16 protein-coding genes, 4 tRNA genes and 1 pseudogene are annotated in these 17,250 nt (G+C 42.6%); 12 read left to right on the top strand and 9 right to left on the bottom strand.

The features are described 5' to 3' along the window. Window positions 1-61: 61 nt before the first annotated feature. On the bottom strand, window positions 62-1,660 hold the full coding sequence (locus LZF95_RS13925; RefSeq protein ID WP_233755699.1) for an aminopeptidase P family protein: 1,599 nt from the start codon (window positions 1,658-1,660) through the stop codon (window positions 62-64). A 111-nt stretch (window positions 1,661-1,771) separates the two neighbouring features. On the opposite strand from LZF95_RS13925, the gene pafA reads away from it, so the two are divergent. Continuing rightward, window positions 1,772-3,406 (top strand): alkaline phosphatase PafA, encoded by a 1,635-nt coding sequence (pafA, locus tag LZF95_RS13920; protein WP_233755697.1) that lies wholly within the window; start codon window positions 1,772-1,774, stop codon window positions 3,404-3,406. 166 nt (window positions 3,407-3,572) lie between these two features. On the opposite strand, the gene LZF95_RS13915 is transcribed toward pafA, so the two are convergent. Continuing rightward, window positions 3,573-4,736, bottom strand: coding sequence for a homogentisate 1,2-dioxygenase (locus tag LZF95_RS13915; RefSeq protein ID WP_233755696.1), 1,164 nt, complete (start codon window positions 4,734-4,736; stop codon window positions 3,573-3,575). A 178-nt stretch (window positions 4,737-4,914) separates the two neighbouring features. Continuing rightward, window positions 4,915-5,106: a CsbD family protein gene (locus LZF95_RS13910; RefSeq protein WP_233755694.1), complete on the bottom strand. Its 192-nt coding sequence runs from the start codon at window positions 5,104-5,106 to the stop codon at window positions 4,915-4,917. Window positions 5,107-5,175: 69 nt separating this feature from the next. Here LZF95_RS13910 and LZF95_RS13905 point away from each other — a divergent pair. Further along, window positions 5,176-5,964: pseudogene (locus LZF95_RS13905) on the top strand (family 16 glycosylhydrolase). A 251-nt stretch (window positions 5,965-6,215) separates the two neighbouring features. After that, window positions 6,216-6,863, top strand: a complete 648-nt coding sequence (locus LZF95_RS13900; protein ID WP_233755693.1) for an MCP four helix bundle domain-containing protein — start codon at window positions 6,216-6,218, stop codon at window positions 6,861-6,863. Here the strand turns inward: LZF95_RS13900 and LZF95_RS13895 are convergent. From LZF95_RS13895 to LZF95_RS27780, 5 genes are read right to left on the bottom strand one after another with little or no spacing between them, the layout of a single operon-like run. Continuing rightward, window positions 6,852-7,721 (bottom strand): sugar phosphate isomerase/epimerase, encoded by an 870-nt coding sequence (locus LZF95_RS13895; protein WP_233755692.1) that lies wholly within the window; start codon window positions 7,719-7,721, stop codon window positions 6,852-6,854. The two genes, LZF95_RS13900 and LZF95_RS13895, sit on opposite strands and share 12 nt — an antisense overlap. A gap of 49 nt (window positions 7,722-7,770) precedes the next feature. Further along, complete coding sequence (locus LZF95_RS13890) at window positions 7,771-8,331, bottom strand: gluconate 2-dehydrogenase subunit 3 family protein (protein WP_233755691.1); 561 nt, start codon at window positions 8,329-8,331, stop codon at window positions 7,771-7,773. Between the two features lie 17 nt (window positions 8,332-8,348). Next, entirely contained in the window at window positions 8,349-10,028 is a 1,680-nt protein-coding gene (locus tag LZF95_RS13885) for a GMC oxidoreductase (protein WP_233755690.1), read from the bottom strand. 29 nt (window positions 10,029-10,057) lie between these two features. Beyond that, window positions 10,058-10,936, bottom strand: a complete 879-nt coding sequence (locus LZF95_RS13880) for a hydroxypyruvate isomerase family protein (RefSeq protein ID WP_233755689.1) — start codon at window positions 10,934-10,936, stop codon at window positions 10,058-10,060. Between the two features lie 10 nt (window positions 10,937-10,946). Continuing rightward, the gene (locus LZF95_RS27780) at window positions 10,947-11,132 is read right to left on the bottom strand and encodes a hypothetical protein (RefSeq protein WP_368670781.1); all 186 of its coding nucleotides are present in this window, start codon (window positions 11,130-11,132) and stop codon (window positions 10,947-10,949) included. Window positions 11,133-11,506: 374 nt separating this feature from the next. Between LZF95_RS27780 and LZF95_RS13875 the strand changes: the two genes are divergently transcribed. The 4 genes from LZF95_RS13875 to LZF95_RS13860 are packed head-to-tail and all read left to right on the top strand — an operon-like array spanning window position 11,507 to window position 14,960. Continuing rightward, window positions 11,507-12,676, top strand: coding sequence for a Gfo/Idh/MocA family protein (locus tag LZF95_RS13875; RefSeq protein ID WP_233755688.1), 1,170 nt, complete (start codon window positions 11,507-11,509; stop codon window positions 12,674-12,676). Window positions 12,677-12,707: 31 nt separating this feature from the next. Next, on the top strand, window positions 12,708-13,760 hold the full coding sequence (locus tag LZF95_RS13870; protein WP_233755687.1) for a sugar phosphate isomerase/epimerase: 1,053 nt from the start codon (window positions 12,708-12,710) through the stop codon (window positions 13,758-13,760). A 29-nt stretch (window positions 13,761-13,789) separates the two neighbouring features. Beyond that, window positions 13,790-14,218 (top strand): c-type cytochrome, encoded by a 429-nt coding sequence (locus LZF95_RS13865; protein ID WP_233755685.1) that lies wholly within the window; start codon window positions 13,790-13,792, stop codon window positions 14,216-14,218. Between the two features lies 1 nt (window position 14,219). Next, entirely contained in the window at window positions 14,220-14,960 is a 741-nt protein-coding gene (locus LZF95_RS13860) for a DUF1080 domain-containing protein (protein ID WP_233755684.1), read from the top strand. Between the two features lie 531 nt (window positions 14,961-15,491). On the opposite strand, the gene LZF95_RS13855 is transcribed toward LZF95_RS13860, so the two are convergent. Continuing rightward, entirely contained in the window at window positions 15,492-16,106 is a 615-nt protein-coding gene (locus LZF95_RS13855) for an SH3 domain-containing protein (RefSeq protein ID WP_233755683.1), read from the bottom strand. Window positions 16,107-16,462: 356 nt separating this feature from the next. Here LZF95_RS13855 and LZF95_RS13850 point away from each other — a divergent pair. The 5 genes from LZF95_RS13850 (at window position 16,463) to LZF95_RS13830 (ending at window position 17,225) form a co-directional block, all read left to right on the top strand. After that, window positions 16,463-16,535: transfer RNA gene (locus LZF95_RS13850), tRNA-Lys, on the top strand. A 69-nt stretch (window positions 16,536-16,604) separates the two neighbouring features. After that, window positions 16,605-16,678, top strand: a tRNA-Pro gene (locus tag LZF95_RS13845). 46 nt (window positions 16,679-16,724) lie between these two features. Next, window positions 16,725-16,801, top strand: a tRNA-Arg gene (locus LZF95_RS13840). 47 nt (window positions 16,802-16,848) lie between these two features. Next, a tRNA-Lys gene (locus LZF95_RS13835) sits at window positions 16,849-16,921 on the top strand. A gap of 55 nt (window positions 16,922-16,976) precedes the next feature. After that, a complete protein-coding gene (locus tag LZF95_RS13830; protein WP_233755681.1) occupies window positions 16,977-17,225 on the top strand; it encodes a GIY-YIG nuclease family protein in 249 nt (82 codons plus the stop codon). Window positions 17,226-17,250 lie beyond the last annotated feature (25 nt).

Here is a 17,250-nt window from a genome sequence, read left to right as displayed (position 1 = left end):
CCTATTTACCTTATTGCACCGGCATATCGCTAATTGAAAGCAATTTAAATATTTCCCGTTTTCAATCAAGCTCAGGCAGTACCCATTCCTCAAGCACACTTGGTACCCGCATCATTTCCTCTATGGCATCAACCGTTCTTGGAGCATCGGCTGAGAGGTTGATATGACCGTCCTTGGTTATCAAAATATCATCTTCAATCCGCACTGCTATACCCCACCATTTTGGATCACAATTGGATCCTTCCGGTATATAGATACCAGGCTCTACAGTGAAAACCATTCCTTCTTTTAATGCGTCTCGTGTACTGCGGTCATGTACATCCAGCCCGATATGATGGCTAGTCCCATGTGGAAAATACATGTGACTTTCTCCTTTTTTGACGATCCCCAATTCCTCTAACCCATCATTGATGATTTTTCTGCCCACAGCATCTATCTCCTGAAAAGTAACACCAGGCTTGGAAAGTGCTATTCCAGCTTCCTGCGCTCGATACACCAGCTGATAAATGGCTTTTTCTTCATCGTTGAATGTACCATTCACAGGAATCGTTCGTGTCACATCGGCTGTGTAGCCTCTCCATTCCGCACCCAAATCCATCAAAAGTAGCCGATCAGTCAAATCACGCTTATCATTCTCTGTATAATGCAGGATACATCCATTATTGCCCCCACCTACTATTGATGGATATCCTACCTCCTCTGCTCCATACCTTTTGTAGATAAACTCATGCACCCCCTGTATCTCCCTTTCTGTCATACCCACTTTCGCCGCTTTCATCACCTCTACCTGTCCCACTGCAGAGATCTTTATTGCTTTTTTTAGCAGGACAATTTCTTCTTGGGTCTTCACTTCCCGAAGTGAAGCCATCATGCCCGCCAGTGAAACAATATCTAGCTTTCGAACTGGAATCTTTTCTTTAATTACCATCCGATTTTCCGGAGACTCCGCATTCATAAAAGAATTGATCAAGGGATCGTTCATCATGTCCGGATTCTGCTGGGCATATCTATGGAGCATTTGAACCACCTGATCAGCTGACTTCAGATCAGAGCCTCCAATCAAAGCATAGATTTGTGCATGCTCCTCATTATATTTATCTGGGTATGAACTCGCATTTTTAAACTCCTTCACCATGTGAATCAACGGTTCATTGGTTTTGCTTCCCTCTATTTCTTCCGAAAGGCTAAAAGTCAAAATTTTATCAAAATCCTGAAGGCTCATCCCTGATTTGGAAGCGAATTCAGAATTAAGGAAGACATCTTCAAAGCCCAGCTCAGCTTTCACTCTTTCCACTCCCATGCGCTTTCCATTCCACATTTCCGCGCGAGGATCTCTATTCTGCACAAACATTAATTCATCGGTCAATTTCCCATTTACCTCTCTGGCTTCACTGAAAACCACCAAAACCGAATTAGGCTCACGAAACCCCGTCAAATAAAAAAAATCCGTATTCGGATGGTAGAGGTATTCCACGTCGTTAGTCCGGTTTTTCACCGGATTATTAAAAAACACAGCTACCGAATTTGCCGGCATCAGCTTTCTCAATTCCTCTCTCCTTTGGCGATGCCATTCAGGGCCAAGACCATCTACAAAATAAGATTGGGCAAAGGCATAAGTAGAGAACACCACCAGTAAAAGAGTCCAGATTGTCTTTTTCATAGAGATTAAATCAGATTTTGAATTCTAATGTCAGTGCTTTTGACCATTTAACAAAGTCATAATCTACCGATAGCGTCAGATTCTTATCTTTGGAGACCAAAAAATCAAAACATGAACAAATTCAGAATTTTATTTTTGCTCTTTCTATTGATGGCATACCCGGCTGTCACACAAGCTCAGGCCGAGAAACCAAAAATTGTTGTAGGAATTATCGTAGATCAGATGCGTCAAGATTACCTGTACCGGTTCTCTGACAGATATTCGGAAGATGGTTTTAAACGATTGATGCAGGATGGTTTCATGCTTAAAAACGGCCATTATAATTACATCCCAACTTACACAGGCCCTGGTCATGCTTCCGTCTATACTGGCACTACTCCAGCATCGCACGGAATCATCGGTAATGATTGGTATGTGAAGCGACTAGACCAAATGATTTATTGTGCGGGGGACACTACTGTGACAAACATAGGAGGCTCTGCCTCAAATGGATTTATAAGCCCTCGAAACATGCTCACCACCACTGTTACAGACGAACTTCGGATTGCGACCCAAAAAAGGTCAAAGGTAATAGGTGTAGCAATCAAAGATAGGGGCGCAAGCCTTCCTGCTGGACACATGGGTGATGCCTATTGGTTTGACAGCAAAACCGGGGAATTTATGACTTCTTCTTATTACTATGACAAACTGCCTGAGTGGGTAACTAAGTTTAATGAAAGAAAGGTTGTGGATAAATACCTCTCACAGACCTGGAACACTCTGTATCCAATAGAAACTTACACAGAAAGTATTGCTGATGACAATGAGTTCGAAGGGATTTTCTTAGGAAAAGATTCACCGACTTTTCCGTATGACTTAAATGAACTTAGAAAAACCAACGGGGAATTTGGCTTGATTTCTTCTACTCCCTATGGCAATACCATGACTTTGGATTTTGCCTTGGCGGCACTGGAAGGAGAAAAACTGGGTATGGGAGAAGAAACAGATTTCTTAGCGTTGAGCTTTTCCTCACCTGATTATATAGGCCATAGATTCGGGCCTCAGTCCAAGGAAATTGAAGACACTTACCTGAGGCTGGATCAAGAAATAGCCCGACTTTTTGCTTATCTGGATAAAACCTACGGAAAAGATCAATACCTAATATTCCTTACCGCGGACCACGCCGTAGCTGAAGTAGCCACCCACATGATCAGTGAGAATGTACCTGCAGGCAATCTTAAAACCAGTGAAATGCGCACAGCGCTCTTAGACTACATCACCTCGCAGTATGGAGAAGGTGATTGGATCAAAAACATTTCAAACAACCAGCTATTCTTGAATCACAGACTAATTGCTGACAAAAAGCTTAACCAAGAAGACTTTGAAAATGAAATTGCCCAATTCTTGGTAAAGATTGAGGGGATCAAGGAAGTCTATACTGGCACAGCTATGAGGACAAGGGAGTTCACTATGGGAAATGCCATGCGGCTCCAAATGGGATATAACCACAAAGCCTCTGGTGATATTCTTCTCGTGCTGGAGCCGGCATGGCTGAACGGTGGGGACAGAGGTACTTCACATGGCACTGGCTACACCTACGACACTAATATCCCAATGGTATTCTATGGCTGGAAAATACCTCAGGGAGAGAGCTCCCGTCATGTGTCGATTACTGATATCACTCCTACACTCTGCATGATGCTAGATATCAAACTTCCAAATGGATCAACCGGCAACCCTATTCTGGAGATTACTGATAAAAAGTAAGCATACCTTCTCAAATCCAAAAAAAGCCTCGATTTCAAAGATCGAGGCTTTTCTGTTTTTGAAGGATTCTAGGAGTCTCTTGATTTCCTGAATGCATTGTGCAGACCGGTATCAGGCTCAACATTCACATTCCCATCATAAATTCTACAATCGTAAATCGTCTATCCTACTCCGTCCAGCTCATAGGATAATTTTCATCGACAAACTCTAACGCATCCGTCGTAATCTGCAGCGATTTGAAGGTATCCAGCATGACAGCATATTCATCCGTTGCCTTGGCACCTATGGATTTTTCCACAGTCCCGGGGTGGGGTCCATGAGGCAATCCACCCATATGGATGGTAAATGATCCCCTATCTATGCCTTTACGGCTCATAAATTCACCTTCTGCATAATACAACACTTCATCTGAATCAATATTGGAATGATTGTAAGGTGCGGGAATAGATAAGGGATGGTAATCAAACAATCTTGGCACAAAAGAGCAGACCACAAATCCTCCTGCCTGAAAAGTCTGATGGACTGGGGGTGGCTGGTGAATTCTTCCGGTTATCGGTTCAAAATCATAAATAGAGAGCGCATAGGGATACAAATACCCATCCCAACCTACGATATCCAGCGGGCTATGCCCGTAGGAATAATGATATAGCATGCCCTGCTTTTTGATCTTTACAAGGTAATCTCCTTTTTCTTTTTCTAGATGTAATTCGAGGGGAGGACGGATATCCCGCTCACAATATGGAGAATGCTCCAATAGTTGTCCTACTTCATTTCGATAGCGCCTGACGGTTTCTATGGCACCAGAAGATTCTATAACAAGAAGTCTAAGAGGACCGCTTTCCTCAAATTCAAATCTGTATATAGTCGTCCGCGGGATCACTATGTAATCTCCTTTATGCACCTCCAGCCTTCCAAACTGGGAATACATCACCCCCTCTCCATCATGGATATATATCAACTCATCTCCGTCGGCATTCTTGAAATAACAATCCATTTTTCGCTGCCTCGGGGAACATATCCCCATCATCACATCGGAGTTTATCAGCAGATTTCTTCTGGCAGAAAGATAATCCTCCCCTGTAAATTCTATTTCCGAGGTTTTTAAGTGGGTTTGTCGTAAACCATGCCCATTGGCAGGTTTCCAGGAATATCGCACTGGTTCACCTATAGCTTTTACCTCGTTTGGATTATGGATGTGATATAATGTGGAGTATATTCCTGAAAATCCTTTGGAACTCACCACCTCTTCTTTATAGAGACTTCCGTCCGGCTGTCGGAACTGCGTATGCCTTTTAGGCGGTAAGGAACCAAGTCTATGATAGTATGCCATTTGTTTTTGGGTTTATTTCTTTGGTTAAATTTAAACATTCTATGAAGATACCTTAGGTCTATCCCAAAAAAATGATCCTTCCTATCAGCCTGATAATATCTCCCGGATGAAAATCAATTCATCAAATAATTATAGCCCAACTCCCTTGACAAAAAAAAACGGCTTTCGCCGTTTTCGTTTATTCAGCTTCAAAAAGCTCTTTTCTCAGAAAATCTTCGGTTTCTCCAGTCTTCTTTTGAATCTGACCCAGTAATTGATCCTCTTTTCCTTCAACATAAGTCAAATCATCATCGGTCAGTTGTCCGTACTTTTCTTTGAGTTTACCTTTTAAGATATTCCAGTTTCCTTTTAATTTTAGGTTAGTTGACATTATACTTGTGGTTTAAGTTAAACTTTTACTATCTAGAGTATCGCAAAGTATATTCCATACCTACAAAAGATGAAAGCTCTCTGTTTCCACCTTGTTATATTGATGGTGCTAAATATCTGCGGTTTTGCCCAAGAAGCCCGTTTGCTGTGGTCAGAAGAGTTTTCTGTGGAAGGCCCTCCCGATCCTACAAAATGGGTTTACGATATGGGAGACCATGGCTGGGGAAATGGCGAACTGGAATATTATACACAATATGACCTTAAAAATGCCCGTGTTGAAAATGGGAACTTGGTAATTGAAGCCCATGCTGACTCTACCCAAGCTAAAGGATATACCTCTGCACGACTGCTGACCAGAGGGCAGGCAGCTTGGCGATACGGCTATATAGAAGTAAAAGCAAAGTTACCTCAAGGCAGGGGAAGCTGGCCAGCTATCTGGATGCTTCCAGAAGAAAACAACTACGGCGGATGGCCAAAGAATGGTGAAATAGATATAATGGAACATGTGTGATTCGATCCAGGCAAAATTCATGGGACAGTACATACCGAGGCATTCAACCATACCATAGCTACTCAACGGGGGGGCTTTGTCCAAGTCCCGGATTTTAGTAGAGCTTTTCATAGCTATGCTATAGACTGGACTGAAGAAAAGATCGACTTCTTACTAGATGGAGATATTTACTATACCTTCCATAATTCCGGGGGCGATTATAAAGAGTGGCCATTTGACCAACCCTTTCACCTAATCCTAAATATTGCAGTAGGCTGCAACTGGGGTGGGCAGCAAGGAGTAGCTACTGATATATGGCCACAGCGGATGGAGATAGATTATGTGAGAGTCTATGATAAAAAACCTTGAAAATAGCCTGAAAATCCTCTTTAATATCTTCTAAGTTGAAAAGGTACATTTATCTTTAAGCCAATATTGCTTGGGCAGCCAGAAACTTATTACTAAACTCAATAAAATATACATCCATAATAGTTTACTATGAAATCAGTACAATTAAAATCATCTTTAAGGCACAGAGGGCACCTGATATTTTAATCTCCTCAGAGTACCTGCCCCACCACGAGCAACCAAATGACCATTAAAAAACAACCAACACACTAATGAAAAGTACTTCTTCTCGGCGAAAGAAAACAACAGCACTTGTGGTCATTGGCCTTTTGATGCTCTTGTTTTATAGCAAAAATATCACAGAACGTCAGGCGTTCAAGGAAATCAGTGGCACTTTTGCGGAAGTTTATAATGACCGGCTTGTAGTAGAAGGTTACATCTTTAGAATCTCAGAAAATCTGTTCAAAATCCAGAAGCTTGTGGATCACTGCAATATCAATTATGATTACTCGCGGGTTATTGATGAAATCGCTGAACATGAACGAAACATCTCCACAATTGTAAATGATTTTGAAAAAACCAACCTAACCAATCAGGAAGCGGTGTTCCTAACTGACTTTAAAAGTATCATTGAAAATGATTTACAGATCAAAAACTATAGCCTCCTCTATTCTGACTCCTCCGGGGTCAACAGTGACCAGGTAATGTTATACGACCAAAAAATAAGCAAAGCCCAACAAGATCTGGACAACCTGAGTAAAATACAGATGGAAGAAGGCGAAAAGCTAATCAACAAAGCCAACATCATTATCAATCGCTCCCAGATTTGGTCTCAATTTGAAGTGGCTCTGCTGATTATCCTTGCCCTCGCATTGTATTTTATACTTTTCAGAGATAAAAAAAGTAAATCAAACCTTTAATTTAGTCAGATAAGCTGCGTTTTTCTCAGCTGCCTCTAAGGGATTGGTACCTACAAACCTCTCCTGTTCAACCACGAAATATTCCATACCATATTTCTTGGACTTCTTGATGATATCCGCATAGGGCATTTCACCTGTACCCAATAATACGCCACGGTCATGTGCATTTCCTCCACCTTCAGCTTCGGCATCTTTTATATGACACAGCTTATATCTGCCGGGAAATCTGGAAATATACTCTAATGGATCATATCCGGCCACAAATGCCCAGTACATATCCAATTCGAAATCAACCAATTCCGGATCTGTATTTGCCATCAAAATATCTTGAGGAAGCTGGCCATCAAGCATTTTAAAGGTATAATCGTGGTTATGGTAGGCGAACTTTAGCCCGTGGGACTTGAGTGTCTTGCCAGCATCATTGAATCTATCTGCTACTTTTTTCCATTCATCCACTGATTTTTGCGCTCCTATATACGGGCAGATTAAGTATTTCATTCCCACTTCTGCAGCTTGCTCTGCCTGGGCATCAAGATCCTTGAACACATTGGCATGAGATGATATAAAATCCACCCCAATCTCACCCATTAATTTTTTGCATTCGGCAGGGTTCATTCCCCAGAGTATGCCCTTTCCTCCATCAAATCCTTCAAATTGTTTGTACCCAAAAGCGGCCAACTTACGCATAGTCGCGGCTGCATCCTTTGCCATCTCCTCTTTTACGGAGTAGAGTTGGAGTCCGAATTTAGAAAGCTTAGCCTTGTCCATGGATCCGGCCACAAGCTCATAAGGCAACAATGCCACACCTACACCTAGCAAGCTGCTTATCTGTAGAAATTTTCTTCGTTGTTTGTTCATAAAAGAATAGCCTACCCCTAAGTAGGTCTTAAATCAGGTTAGGTTTAACTTATAGTGCGAAAGCTTTATCTCCTTCATTATATGGAATACACGGGTCAAATCTTCCAGGTGTCTCCACAAAATTTAGTGCTTGGGTAGAACCAATTTCAGAAGTGAAGTAGCCCAATACAGTCAGGTCACGGAGCATATTGATCACTTGTGGACTTCTTTCTCCCCCACTGGCTTTATACTCCTCATACATGGAATTCAAGTAAGCCAAACGCTCTTCCGCAGGTGCCCCTACAAAGTCTTTTCCATTGGTTGATTTGAAATCTTTTCTCAACTTATTCAAGCCATCCACGAATGCCTTCTGGCTATCTCCGTCATAGGTATCTTTGACCATCATCACCATAAATGAGCCGATCCCTACAGCCTTAGCGCCCGGAGTATCGGTCTCGGGGATAATAGTATCTCCTAATTCATCCAAGAAAGCTACATCATCAGGATCAAAATCCAATCCTTCTATCTGGTTCTCGGGAGTACATCCGGTCATAATCGCCGAAGCGCCTATCATCGTCCCCCCCATCATTACCATGACGCTTTTCAAAGCGTCTCTTCTATTCATAGTCATAGTGTTTGCTTTTACGATTAGAGGTTTTGCTTTTTCAATTCATCTACCGCAAAGGCTGCTGCCCGGGCAGTCAAAGCCATATAGGTAAGGGAAGGGTTGACAGCCGCAGCTGAAGTCATACAAGCCCCATCAGTGACAAATACGTTCTTGGCTTCCCATACTTGGTTGTTCCCATTCAGGACAGAGGTCTTCGGATCTCTTCCCATTCTAGCTGTTCCCATTTCATGAATACCTTGTCCAAAGGTATATCCAGCATCGTATTCATTGATATTTTTAAAACCGGCCACTTCTAACATCTCCGCCGCATCGGCCATCATATCCTTTCGCATCTTGATTTCGTTGTCCTTGATCTCGGCATCCATCACCAGTGCTTCCATGCCCCACTTATCTTTAACAGAATCGCTGAGTTTGATTGTATTTTCATGATATGGAAGAATCTCTCCAAAAGCGGTAATGCCCATTGACCATGGCCCCGGCTGGGTAAGCGCCTCTTTCATAGGTGCACCAAAATTCAATTCAGCCACATCACGGGTCCAGCCGCTACGGCTGGCACCTCCCTGATAGCCAAACCCCCGAAGGTAGTCCCTCTTATCGCCATGTACATTCTGAAATCTCGGGATATACAACCCCGTAGGTCTTCTGCCAAAATAATACTTATCCTCATATCCTTCCATAGTACCACTTGCACCCAAGCGGAAGTGATGGTCCATGACGTTATGTCCAAGTTCGCCTGAGCTACTTCCCAATCCACCAGGCCATACATCAGTAGCCGTACGCATCAGAATGGCTGTAGAATTAAAAGCCGAAGCGCAGAGAAATACAATTTTCGCATCAAATTCTATAGTCTCATTTGTTTGTCCGTCAACGATCTCTACACCAGTGGCTTTTTTGCTATCCTTGTCATAAATCAACCTTCTCACAATAGACCAAGGTCTCAGGGTAAGATTGCCTGTGGCTTCGGCAGCCGGCAAGGTGGATGCTTGGGTACTGAAGTACCCACCAAAAGGGCAACCCAAGGAGCATTTGCTTCGATACTGGCACCCAGGTCTGCCCGGTAAGGGTTCGGTGATATTCGCTGGACGTCCGATAGTCCATGTCCTAGCTCCTTTATAATGCTCCTTTATTTTTGCCGCTGCGTCAGTCTCCACACAGTTCATTGGCATAGGTGGCATAAACTCCCCATCAGGAAGGACATCCAAGCCATCTTTAGAGCCTGACACCCCGGCGAATTTCTCTACATATGAATACCAGGGAGCAATATCCTTGTAACGGATCGGCCAATCCACAGCCACACCCTCTTTGGCATTTGCTTCAAAGTCCAGATCAGACCACCTATAGGATTGCCTTCCCCAAAGTAGAGAGCGGCCACCAACCTGGTATCCCCTAAACCATGTAAAAGGTTTTTCTTCCACATAAGGGGATTCATCTTCATGCGCCCACCAGTCCAGATTAAGTTCATTTAGTACATAGTCTCTTCTCAAATTTGGATGGTTCTCAAGCTGTTCCTGAGTCCTTCTACCACGATGTGGTACTTCCCATGGCGGAAGTGTTGCCGTTTTATAGTCTTTGATGTGCTCTACATTCGGACCTCTTTCTAAAAGGAGTACCTTCAACCCCTTTTCTGTCAATTCTTTGGCAGCCCATCCGCCACTTATTCCTGACCCAACTACAATTGCGTCGTATGATTCGTTTGCCATAAATATGGGTTTTGTTTTATTGTTTCTTCTTAGACGTCACAGATCTGAACACCCTGGGCCAGTGAGGCCATTTTATCTTCTGATTTAGGGATAAATTCATGGGACACGTACCCTTTGAAGCCCGAGGCCACAATTGCCTTCATCACCGCAGGATAATAAATCTCCTGAGTATCATCCAATTCATTTCTTCCCGGGTTCCCTGCAGTATGATAATGCCCGAAATATTGATGGTTTTCCTGTATGCTTCTGATCAGATCCCCTTCGTCAATCTGCATGTGATAGATATCATATAGCAATTTGAAGTTTTCACTTCCCAATCGCTTACAAAGCTCAACGCCAAATGCAGACTTACTGCATAAGTAATCTTTATGGTTTACGCGGCTATTCAACAGCTCCATCTGGAGGATGACCCCATGCTTTTCAGCCAAAGGGATAAGCTTTTCTAAACCTTGGACGCAGTTTTTCAAACCTGTCTCATCGTCCATACTTCTTCTATTTCCAGAGAAACAAATCAGGTTTTTGTAACCTGCTTCAGCTACTTTAGGAATCATTTCCGTATAGTTTTTGATCAGTTGCCCATGATATTTCACCTCTCCAAATCCTTCCGTAAGACTAATCTCAGCTCCGTTGCACATGGATGAATCCAAGCCATGTTTTTTCAAAATATGCCAGTTATTTGGCCCTATCAGGTCTATTCCTTTGATACCGATTTTCTTTGCCTCTACACAGAAGTCTTCCAAATTATAATCACGGAAACACCAGTGACATACGCCATGATTAACATTTCCTTTCAATTCATAAGGTTTTTCTTCTTTCATTTCAAATGAAGACAGGGCGCCAAATGCGGCTCCTCCAAGCAAAACTTTTTTTAAAGATTCTCTTCTCCCTGTGTCAATAGGTTTGGTCATGAGGGTTTTTTTATTGTGAATTTATTTGTTCTCTCTTAAAAAGAGCCATGAAAAGTAGCAAAACCACAACAGAAAAACCAACGGGAAGCAACCAAATTGGTTCCCAATTGTGAAATCCTTCTTCAATCACAAAATAGTTGGGGATTAATCCGGCTACCCAGAAACCTATAAGCATTCCCACACAGTATGCGGCCAAGGTAATAAGACCCTACGCTGATGACCTGTACTTTGATCCAGCATGGAAATCCGTTTAGATCTGACCGCTTACAAAATTCCAAAACATCATAAAGGAAAGACGGGGCTTGGTAGTGATATTCATAGATTTGAAATCTTTTGAGGATTACACAGGTCTTAAAGTACCATCTAAAGTTTAGAATTTAGCTATTTTGGACTATTTTAGGCAGCTCAAATGCCCCCTAGAAATAGGGCACCTCTATATGGGCTAAGCCATTAATACCCAAATGGGGCTTTTGAGCAATTATTGTATCATTCCATTCGAAGAACGGAGTTTTTTCGGTTCGGAATCAATTATTTCAAGTAATTAATCCTGAAAATAAAGTCTTTTCCCTCATGTCATCTTCACAAAAACTAAAAATCGGACTCATTGGTGGAGGTCCCGGATCTTTCATTGGAGCCATCCATTTAAATGGAGCATTGATGGATGGAATGTTTGAGTTAGTAGCTGGCGCATTCAGTTCTGATCCTGAAAAATCAAAATCGCGTGGCAAAGAGCTTATGCTGGATCCTGCGAGAATCTATTCCAATTATGATGAGATGTTCGCCAAGGAGCTGGAGCTTCCTGAAAACGAAAGGATTGATGTAGTAGTGATTGTCACACCCAACAATGTACATTTCGATCCGACAGTTAAAGCACTAAAACACGGTTTCCATGTAATACTGGACAAGCCACTTACGCTAAATTATCAGGAAGCAAAAGAACTATACCATAGAGTTAAAGCTTCAGACAGACGGTTTTTATTAACGCACACCTATTCCGGCTACCCTATGGTCAAGCAGGCAAAGCAGATGATCGCCGAAGGCCAACTCGGCAAAGTGAGGAAAGTCTATGTGGAATATCCTCAGGGCTGGCTATGGAAACTGTTGGAATCTGAGAACAATAAGCAAGCTGAATGGCGTACAGATCCTAAAAGAAACGGTTTGGCAGGATGTATGGGTGATATCGGTACCCATGCATTCCACTTGGCAGAATATATGTCGGGTGAAAAAGTGAAAGCTCTCTGTGCGGATTTGTATATCAAAGTAGATGGGAGGTTGATCGACGACGACGGGGTGGTGCTATTGAGATTTGAAAACGGAGCATCAGGTGTATTGACCGCCTCCCAGACTGATACCGGTGCAGAAAACAATCTCCGGATCCGGGTCTATGGTGAAAAAGGCGGTCTGGAATGGGAACAAGAGTTAAATAATAGTCTGATCGCCAGATGGCCAGATGCACCGGATCAGATTTATCGGGCAGGAACAGGCTATTTAGGTTCACTGGCAAATGAGAACACCAGAACTCCTGCAGGGCATCCTGAAGGGTACGTGGAAGCATTTGCCAATTTGTATAGAAACTTTGCCCGCTGTATCTATGCAGATCGGAAGGGAGAAATCCCGAAACCTGAATGGGAGGACTATCCTGGAATAGAAGATGGTATCCGGGGAATGGCATTTATAGACCATGTATTGAAAAGTAATGAGTCAGAAATCAAGTGGACTCCATTTATAGTAGAAAAATAATTCTTAAACCTAATCTTTAAACCTAACTAAAATGAAGACAATCAAAGGGCCTGCGATTTTTCTCGCCCAGTTTATTGACGACGCTAAACCTTTCAACAACCTTAAAAACATCTGCCATTATATGGCCGATCTCGGCTATGCAGGCGTGCAAATCCCCTCTTGGGATCCTCGGATGATTGATTTGCAGAAAGCGGCAGAAAGCAAAACCTATGCTGATGAAATCAAGGGTATTGTAAAAGAAGCCGGACTTGAGGTCACCGAACTCTCTACCCATCTTCAGGGACAGTTGGTTGCCGTACATCCAGCATATAATGAGTTGTTTGACGGATTTGCCCCTGACCATCTTAAAGGAAATCTCAAAGGGAAAACAGACTGGGCAATACAGCAGTTGAAATATGCGGCAAAAGCTTCCAACAATATGGGACTCACCGCTCATGCCACCTTTTCTGGTGCCCTCATGTGGCATACAGTATATCCTTGGCCACAACGTCCTGCAGGCTTGGTAGAGACTGGTTTCACAGAACTGGCCAAAAGATGGGGCCCGATTTTAGATGAATTTGACAATTATGGTGTAGATGTATGTTACGAGCTTCACCCTGGAGAAGATCTACATGATGGAGTTACATTTGAAATGTTTCTAGATAAGGTAAATCATCACAAGCGGGCAAACATACTCTATGACCCAAGCCACTTCGTGTTGCAATGCCTAGACTACCTGCAATTCATTGATTTCTACCATGAAAGAATCAAAATGTTCCACGTAAAAGACGCTGAATTCAACCCATCCGGTAAGCAGGGAGTATATGGAGGATATCAGGGCTGGGTAGAACGCGCAGGGCGATTCAGATCCTTAGGAGATGGACAAGTTGATTTTAGTGGAATTTTTAGCAAACTTTCGCAGTACGATTATGATGGTTGGGCCGTTTTAGAATGGGAATGTGCCATCAAACATCCTGAGCAAGGTGCCGCGGAAGGCGCTCCATTTATTGCTTCACACATTATAAATGTCACTGAAAAAGCTTTTGACGACTTCGCCGGAAGAGGTGCCGACGAGGAATTCAACAAAAGAATACTAGGGATCTAAACACTCAATCAATTTTAATATCCAACTTAATGAAAATCACAAAACCTTTAAATCTTGCCATAGTAGCTCTGGCAGGATTCACTTTCGCCTGTGGCGGTGGAGAAAAAACTTCTGAAGACAATAAATCAGAAACGGTAGCCACACCAGCAGCGCCGGAGAAAGAAATGAGCTTGGAAGAAAAATACCAAGACGATCCAATTTACATCAAAGGATTGGCCAAAGTAAAATCCTCAGATTGCACTTCTTGCCATATGGTGGAGAGGAAGATCGTAGGGCCATCCTATGCGGATGTAGCTGCCAAGTATGAAACCACAGACGAGAACATCGAAATGCTCGCCAAAAAAGTAATAGAGGGCGGTGTGGGCGTATGGGGTGAAATCCCGATGTCTCCGCATCCAAACCTTAGCTTGGAAGACGCCAAAGACATGGTAAGCTATATCCTTTTATTGAAAAAATAAGATGAATAAGCAGTATATCCTAGTAGCGGCACTGATAGGCATTCTTACTTCCTGTTCCGGCGAAAAGGCAAACGAAACAGAGACGGAGGAAATAACGGTAGCTGAAGCTCCCGCCGAAGAATGGGTGGATCTATTTGCCAACAATGATTTCTCGAACTGGCACAAATACGGCGGAGGAGAAATAGGCAATGCCTGGAAAATAGAAAATGGTGAAGTCTATCTAGATGCCGGAAACAAAGATAAATGGCAAGCCGGAGACGGAGGGGACATTGTCACAAATGAAGAATTTGCCAATTTCCATTTAAAATACGATTGGAAAATATCCCAAAACGGCAATAGTGGATTGATATTCTATGTTCACGAAGCTCCAGAATATAAGAACACCTATAATACAGGCCTAGAAATGCAGGTATTGGACAATGATGGACATCCTGACGCTAAAATTATCAGCCACAGAGCTGGAGACTTGTATGACCTCATCGTCAGTAGTGAAGAGACTGTAAAACCATACGGAGAGTGGAACTCAGCGGAGATCATTAGCAAAAATGGTCAACTTGAATTTATCCTTAACGGGACTACTATAGTCAGTACTACACTTTGGACGCCAGAATGGGAAGCCCTTATCGCTGACAGCAAATTTAAGGATATGCCGAATTTCGGGACATTTAAAAAAGGTAAAATAGCCCTCCAGGATCACGGTGATGTAGTTTACTTCAAGAATGTGATGATTAAAGAACTGTAACAAAGTTCTAAAAGAACTATAAAAAGCCCCTCAGAATTGCGGGGCTTTTTTGTTTTCCTACCTTATAGGGATGCTGGAAACGCCAGTAAAAGATCAAAACTGTTTTCAACAGACCCAAGCTTACTGAAGGCAAAAGGCGTTAATCCATCCATTAGAAAATCTCAAAACCGAGATGTTCAAGCTATTCTCAGCTATACCACCTTCTGCGCTGGCCTCATTCGAGGCATAAGGATATATCTTCACTCGGCTGCTTTTAACCCTGCCTTACCGGCCTTTAGGCAGGTCTCGCATAACTGAGACTCTTTCAGCAAGCCCCACTAAGCCTTAACTATACAATGGGAATTTTAAGCCACAGGGTAAAAGTTTTGAAGAGCAGATATCGCTTCAATATTATCCACTAAAACATTGTTTTTAACCTCACTAAAGCGGTGCTGCGACTCAGCCTCTAAGCAGCAAGGATTTAATGCATTCACTGTCCTCCATGATAAAATCAGTCCAGGCTAAATCAAACCAGATGCATAAGCTGGGTGGTCAAAGTCTGGTGACAGACTCCTTTTTAATATAAGCGCTTTTATCCTTCCACTCGACTTCGTACCAAATATCCTTTGACGATTTGATCCGAACACGGTGTCCGGGTTCTACTCTATCTACAAGCTCCCCGCCTGCCGAAGGCTCAGTAACAATAAAAGTAGGACTTCGTGTAATCAACCCAGTTCTGGGACCACTCAGAAAATTATTGGCAAGAAAGATCAAAATAATCAGCAAAATAGTCGGCCAAAAAGTTTGTGTTTTATTCATCTTGCTTCCGGTAAACCAACTTATAACAATAGAAACCACAAGAAAAAACGCCAAGAACCCCACAATATACTCCTGATATTCTGTAAGAAAAATCATAAACCTCTGCCTGTCACTAATCTCAAAACCTTCCAGAGAACTTTGTCCTGTAAGACTTTTCATTTTAGTAATTACCTGAGGATTGGGAGCTAAATCGTAATATTTACTGAGATAAAGTGTAGCCCGCTCACTGTCTCCTGTTCCCTCAGCTATAAAGGCCATTTTCAGGAGCATTGCAGGGGAATATATCCCCGATTCATAGTTTGAATCGTAAATAAGCATGGCCTCTTTGTAGCTTCTGTTATTGAACAAAGAATCTGCTTTTTTTAGATCGATTACATCTGCTTGACAATGAATACTTTGAAAAGATATCGATAAAAATATCAAAAGTTTTGTAAGAAAGATTGATTTCACGTTTGGCATTTAGAATTTGTCCCCTTATTTTTGCAGTCCAATTACGGCAATGATCTGGCAAAAAGCAAGGCTAGGGAGTCAATTTGAAAGGTTTTAAATCACTTGTTGGTGGTTAAATTTCCTGAAAATATTCAGAGCAATCTGATTCAATAGCTCAGCTGGCAGAGCATCCCGGTTTTATCGAGAGGATTCTGGGTTCGAGTTTGTGATAATGAGAAAGAAAAAGCTCTTTACTCTGAGAAATTAAAAATAATGATTCCGTAGCTCAGCTGGTAGAGCAATACACTTTTAATGTATGGGTCCTGGGTTCGAGCCCCAGCGGGATCACTGAGAAATGCCATATTACTTTTGGCACAAACACTAAGTTTAACTTACAAGGAGTTAAAAAGAAAGTTTCGGGGTGTAGCGTAGCCCGGTATCGCGCCACATTTGGGATGTGGAGGTCGTAGGTTCGAATCCTGCCACCCCGACTTTATTTACCGTTGTGATATCTTTAAGAAATCACAAAATTATCCAGGTCCTGTAGCTCAACTGGATAGAGCAACTGCCTTCTAAGCAGTAGGTTTCAGGTTCGAGTCCTGACAGGATCACCACTCAAAAGCGGAATCACGTTCCGCTTTTTATTTTATCATTTAGCACCGATTCCGTAGCTCAGCTGGTAGAGCAATACACTTTTAATGTATGGGTCCTGGGTTCGAGCCCCAGCGGGATCACAAGAGAGCAGTCCAAATGGGCTGCTTTTCTTATTTTTAGCCAATCCTTACTCTAATGGCTACAATGTATATTCTATATTCCGAAAAACTTGCCAAGTATTATGTGGGCGCATGCACTGATCTTGACCGCAGATTGTATGAACATAACATCGGCCATTCCAAATTCACCTCCACAGGAATCCCGTGGAAGCTGGTTTACCGGGAGGATTTTGACGAACTGATTACAGCCAAACGGAGAGAGCTCCAGATCAAAAAGATGAAAAGCAAAAAGTTTATTGAGTCCCTGATCGACTCAGCTCGGTAGAGCATCCCGATCTTAATCGGGAGGG

The organism is Algoriphagus sp. AGSA1 (assembly GCF_021390545.1).
GTDB lineage: Bacteria > Bacteroidota > Bacteroidia > Cytophagales > Cyclobacteriaceae > Algoriphagus.
The sequence above is the reverse complement of the archived record's forward strand: the minus strand, read 5'-3'. Positions and strand labels throughout refer to the sequence as shown.

Coding starts and splice junctions, on each gene's coding strand:
- LZF95_RS13860 (WP_233755684.1), top strand. CDS start 14,220: ATGAATAAGCAGTATATCCTAGTAGCGGCACTGATAGGCATTCTTACT.
- LZF95_RS13870 (WP_233755687.1), top strand. CDS start 12,708: ATGAAGACAATCAAAGGGCCTGCGATTTTTCTCGCCCAGTTTATTGAC.
- LZF95_RS13925 (WP_233755699.1), bottom strand. CDS start 1,660: ATGAAAAAGACAATCTGGACTCTTTTACTGGTGGTGTTCTCTACTTAT.
- LZF95_RS13875 (WP_233755688.1), top strand. CDS start 11,507: ATGTCATCTTCACAAAAACTAAAAATCGGACTCATTGGTGGAGGTCCC.
- LZF95_RS13910 (WP_233755694.1), bottom strand. CDS start 5,106: ATGTCAACTAACCTAAAATTAAAAGGAAACTGGAATATCTTAAAAGGT.
- LZF95_RS13830 (WP_233755681.1), top strand. CDS start 16,977: ATGGCTACAATGTATATTCTATATTCCGAAAAACTTGCCAAGTATTAT.
- LZF95_RS13885 (WP_233755690.1), bottom strand. CDS start 10,028: ATGGCAAACGAATCATACGACGCAATTGTAGTTGGGTCAGGAATAAGT.
- LZF95_RS13915 (WP_233755696.1), bottom strand. CDS start 4,736: ATGGCATACTATCATAGACTTGGTTCCTTACCGCCTAAAAGGCATACG.
- LZF95_RS13895 (WP_233755692.1), bottom strand. CDS start 7,721: ATGAACAAACAACGAAGAAAATTTCTACAGATAAGCAGCTTGCTAGGT.
- LZF95_RS13890 (WP_233755691.1), bottom strand. CDS start 8,331: ATGACTATGAATAGAAGAGACGCTTTGAAAAGCGTCATGGTAATGATG.
- LZF95_RS13880 (WP_233755689.1), bottom strand. CDS start 10,936: ATGACCAAACCTATTGACACAGGGAGAAGAGAATCTTTAAAAAAAGTT.
- LZF95_RS13865 (WP_233755685.1), top strand. CDS start 13,790: ATGAAAATCACAAAACCTTTAAATCTTGCCATAGTAGCTCTGGCAGGA.
- LZF95_RS13900 (WP_233755693.1), top strand. CDS start 6,216: ATGAAAAGTACTTCTTCTCGGCGAAAGAAAACAACAGCACTTGTGGTC.
- pafA (WP_233755697.1), top strand. CDS start 1,772: ATGAACAAATTCAGAATTTTATTTTTGCTCTTTCTATTGATGGCATAC.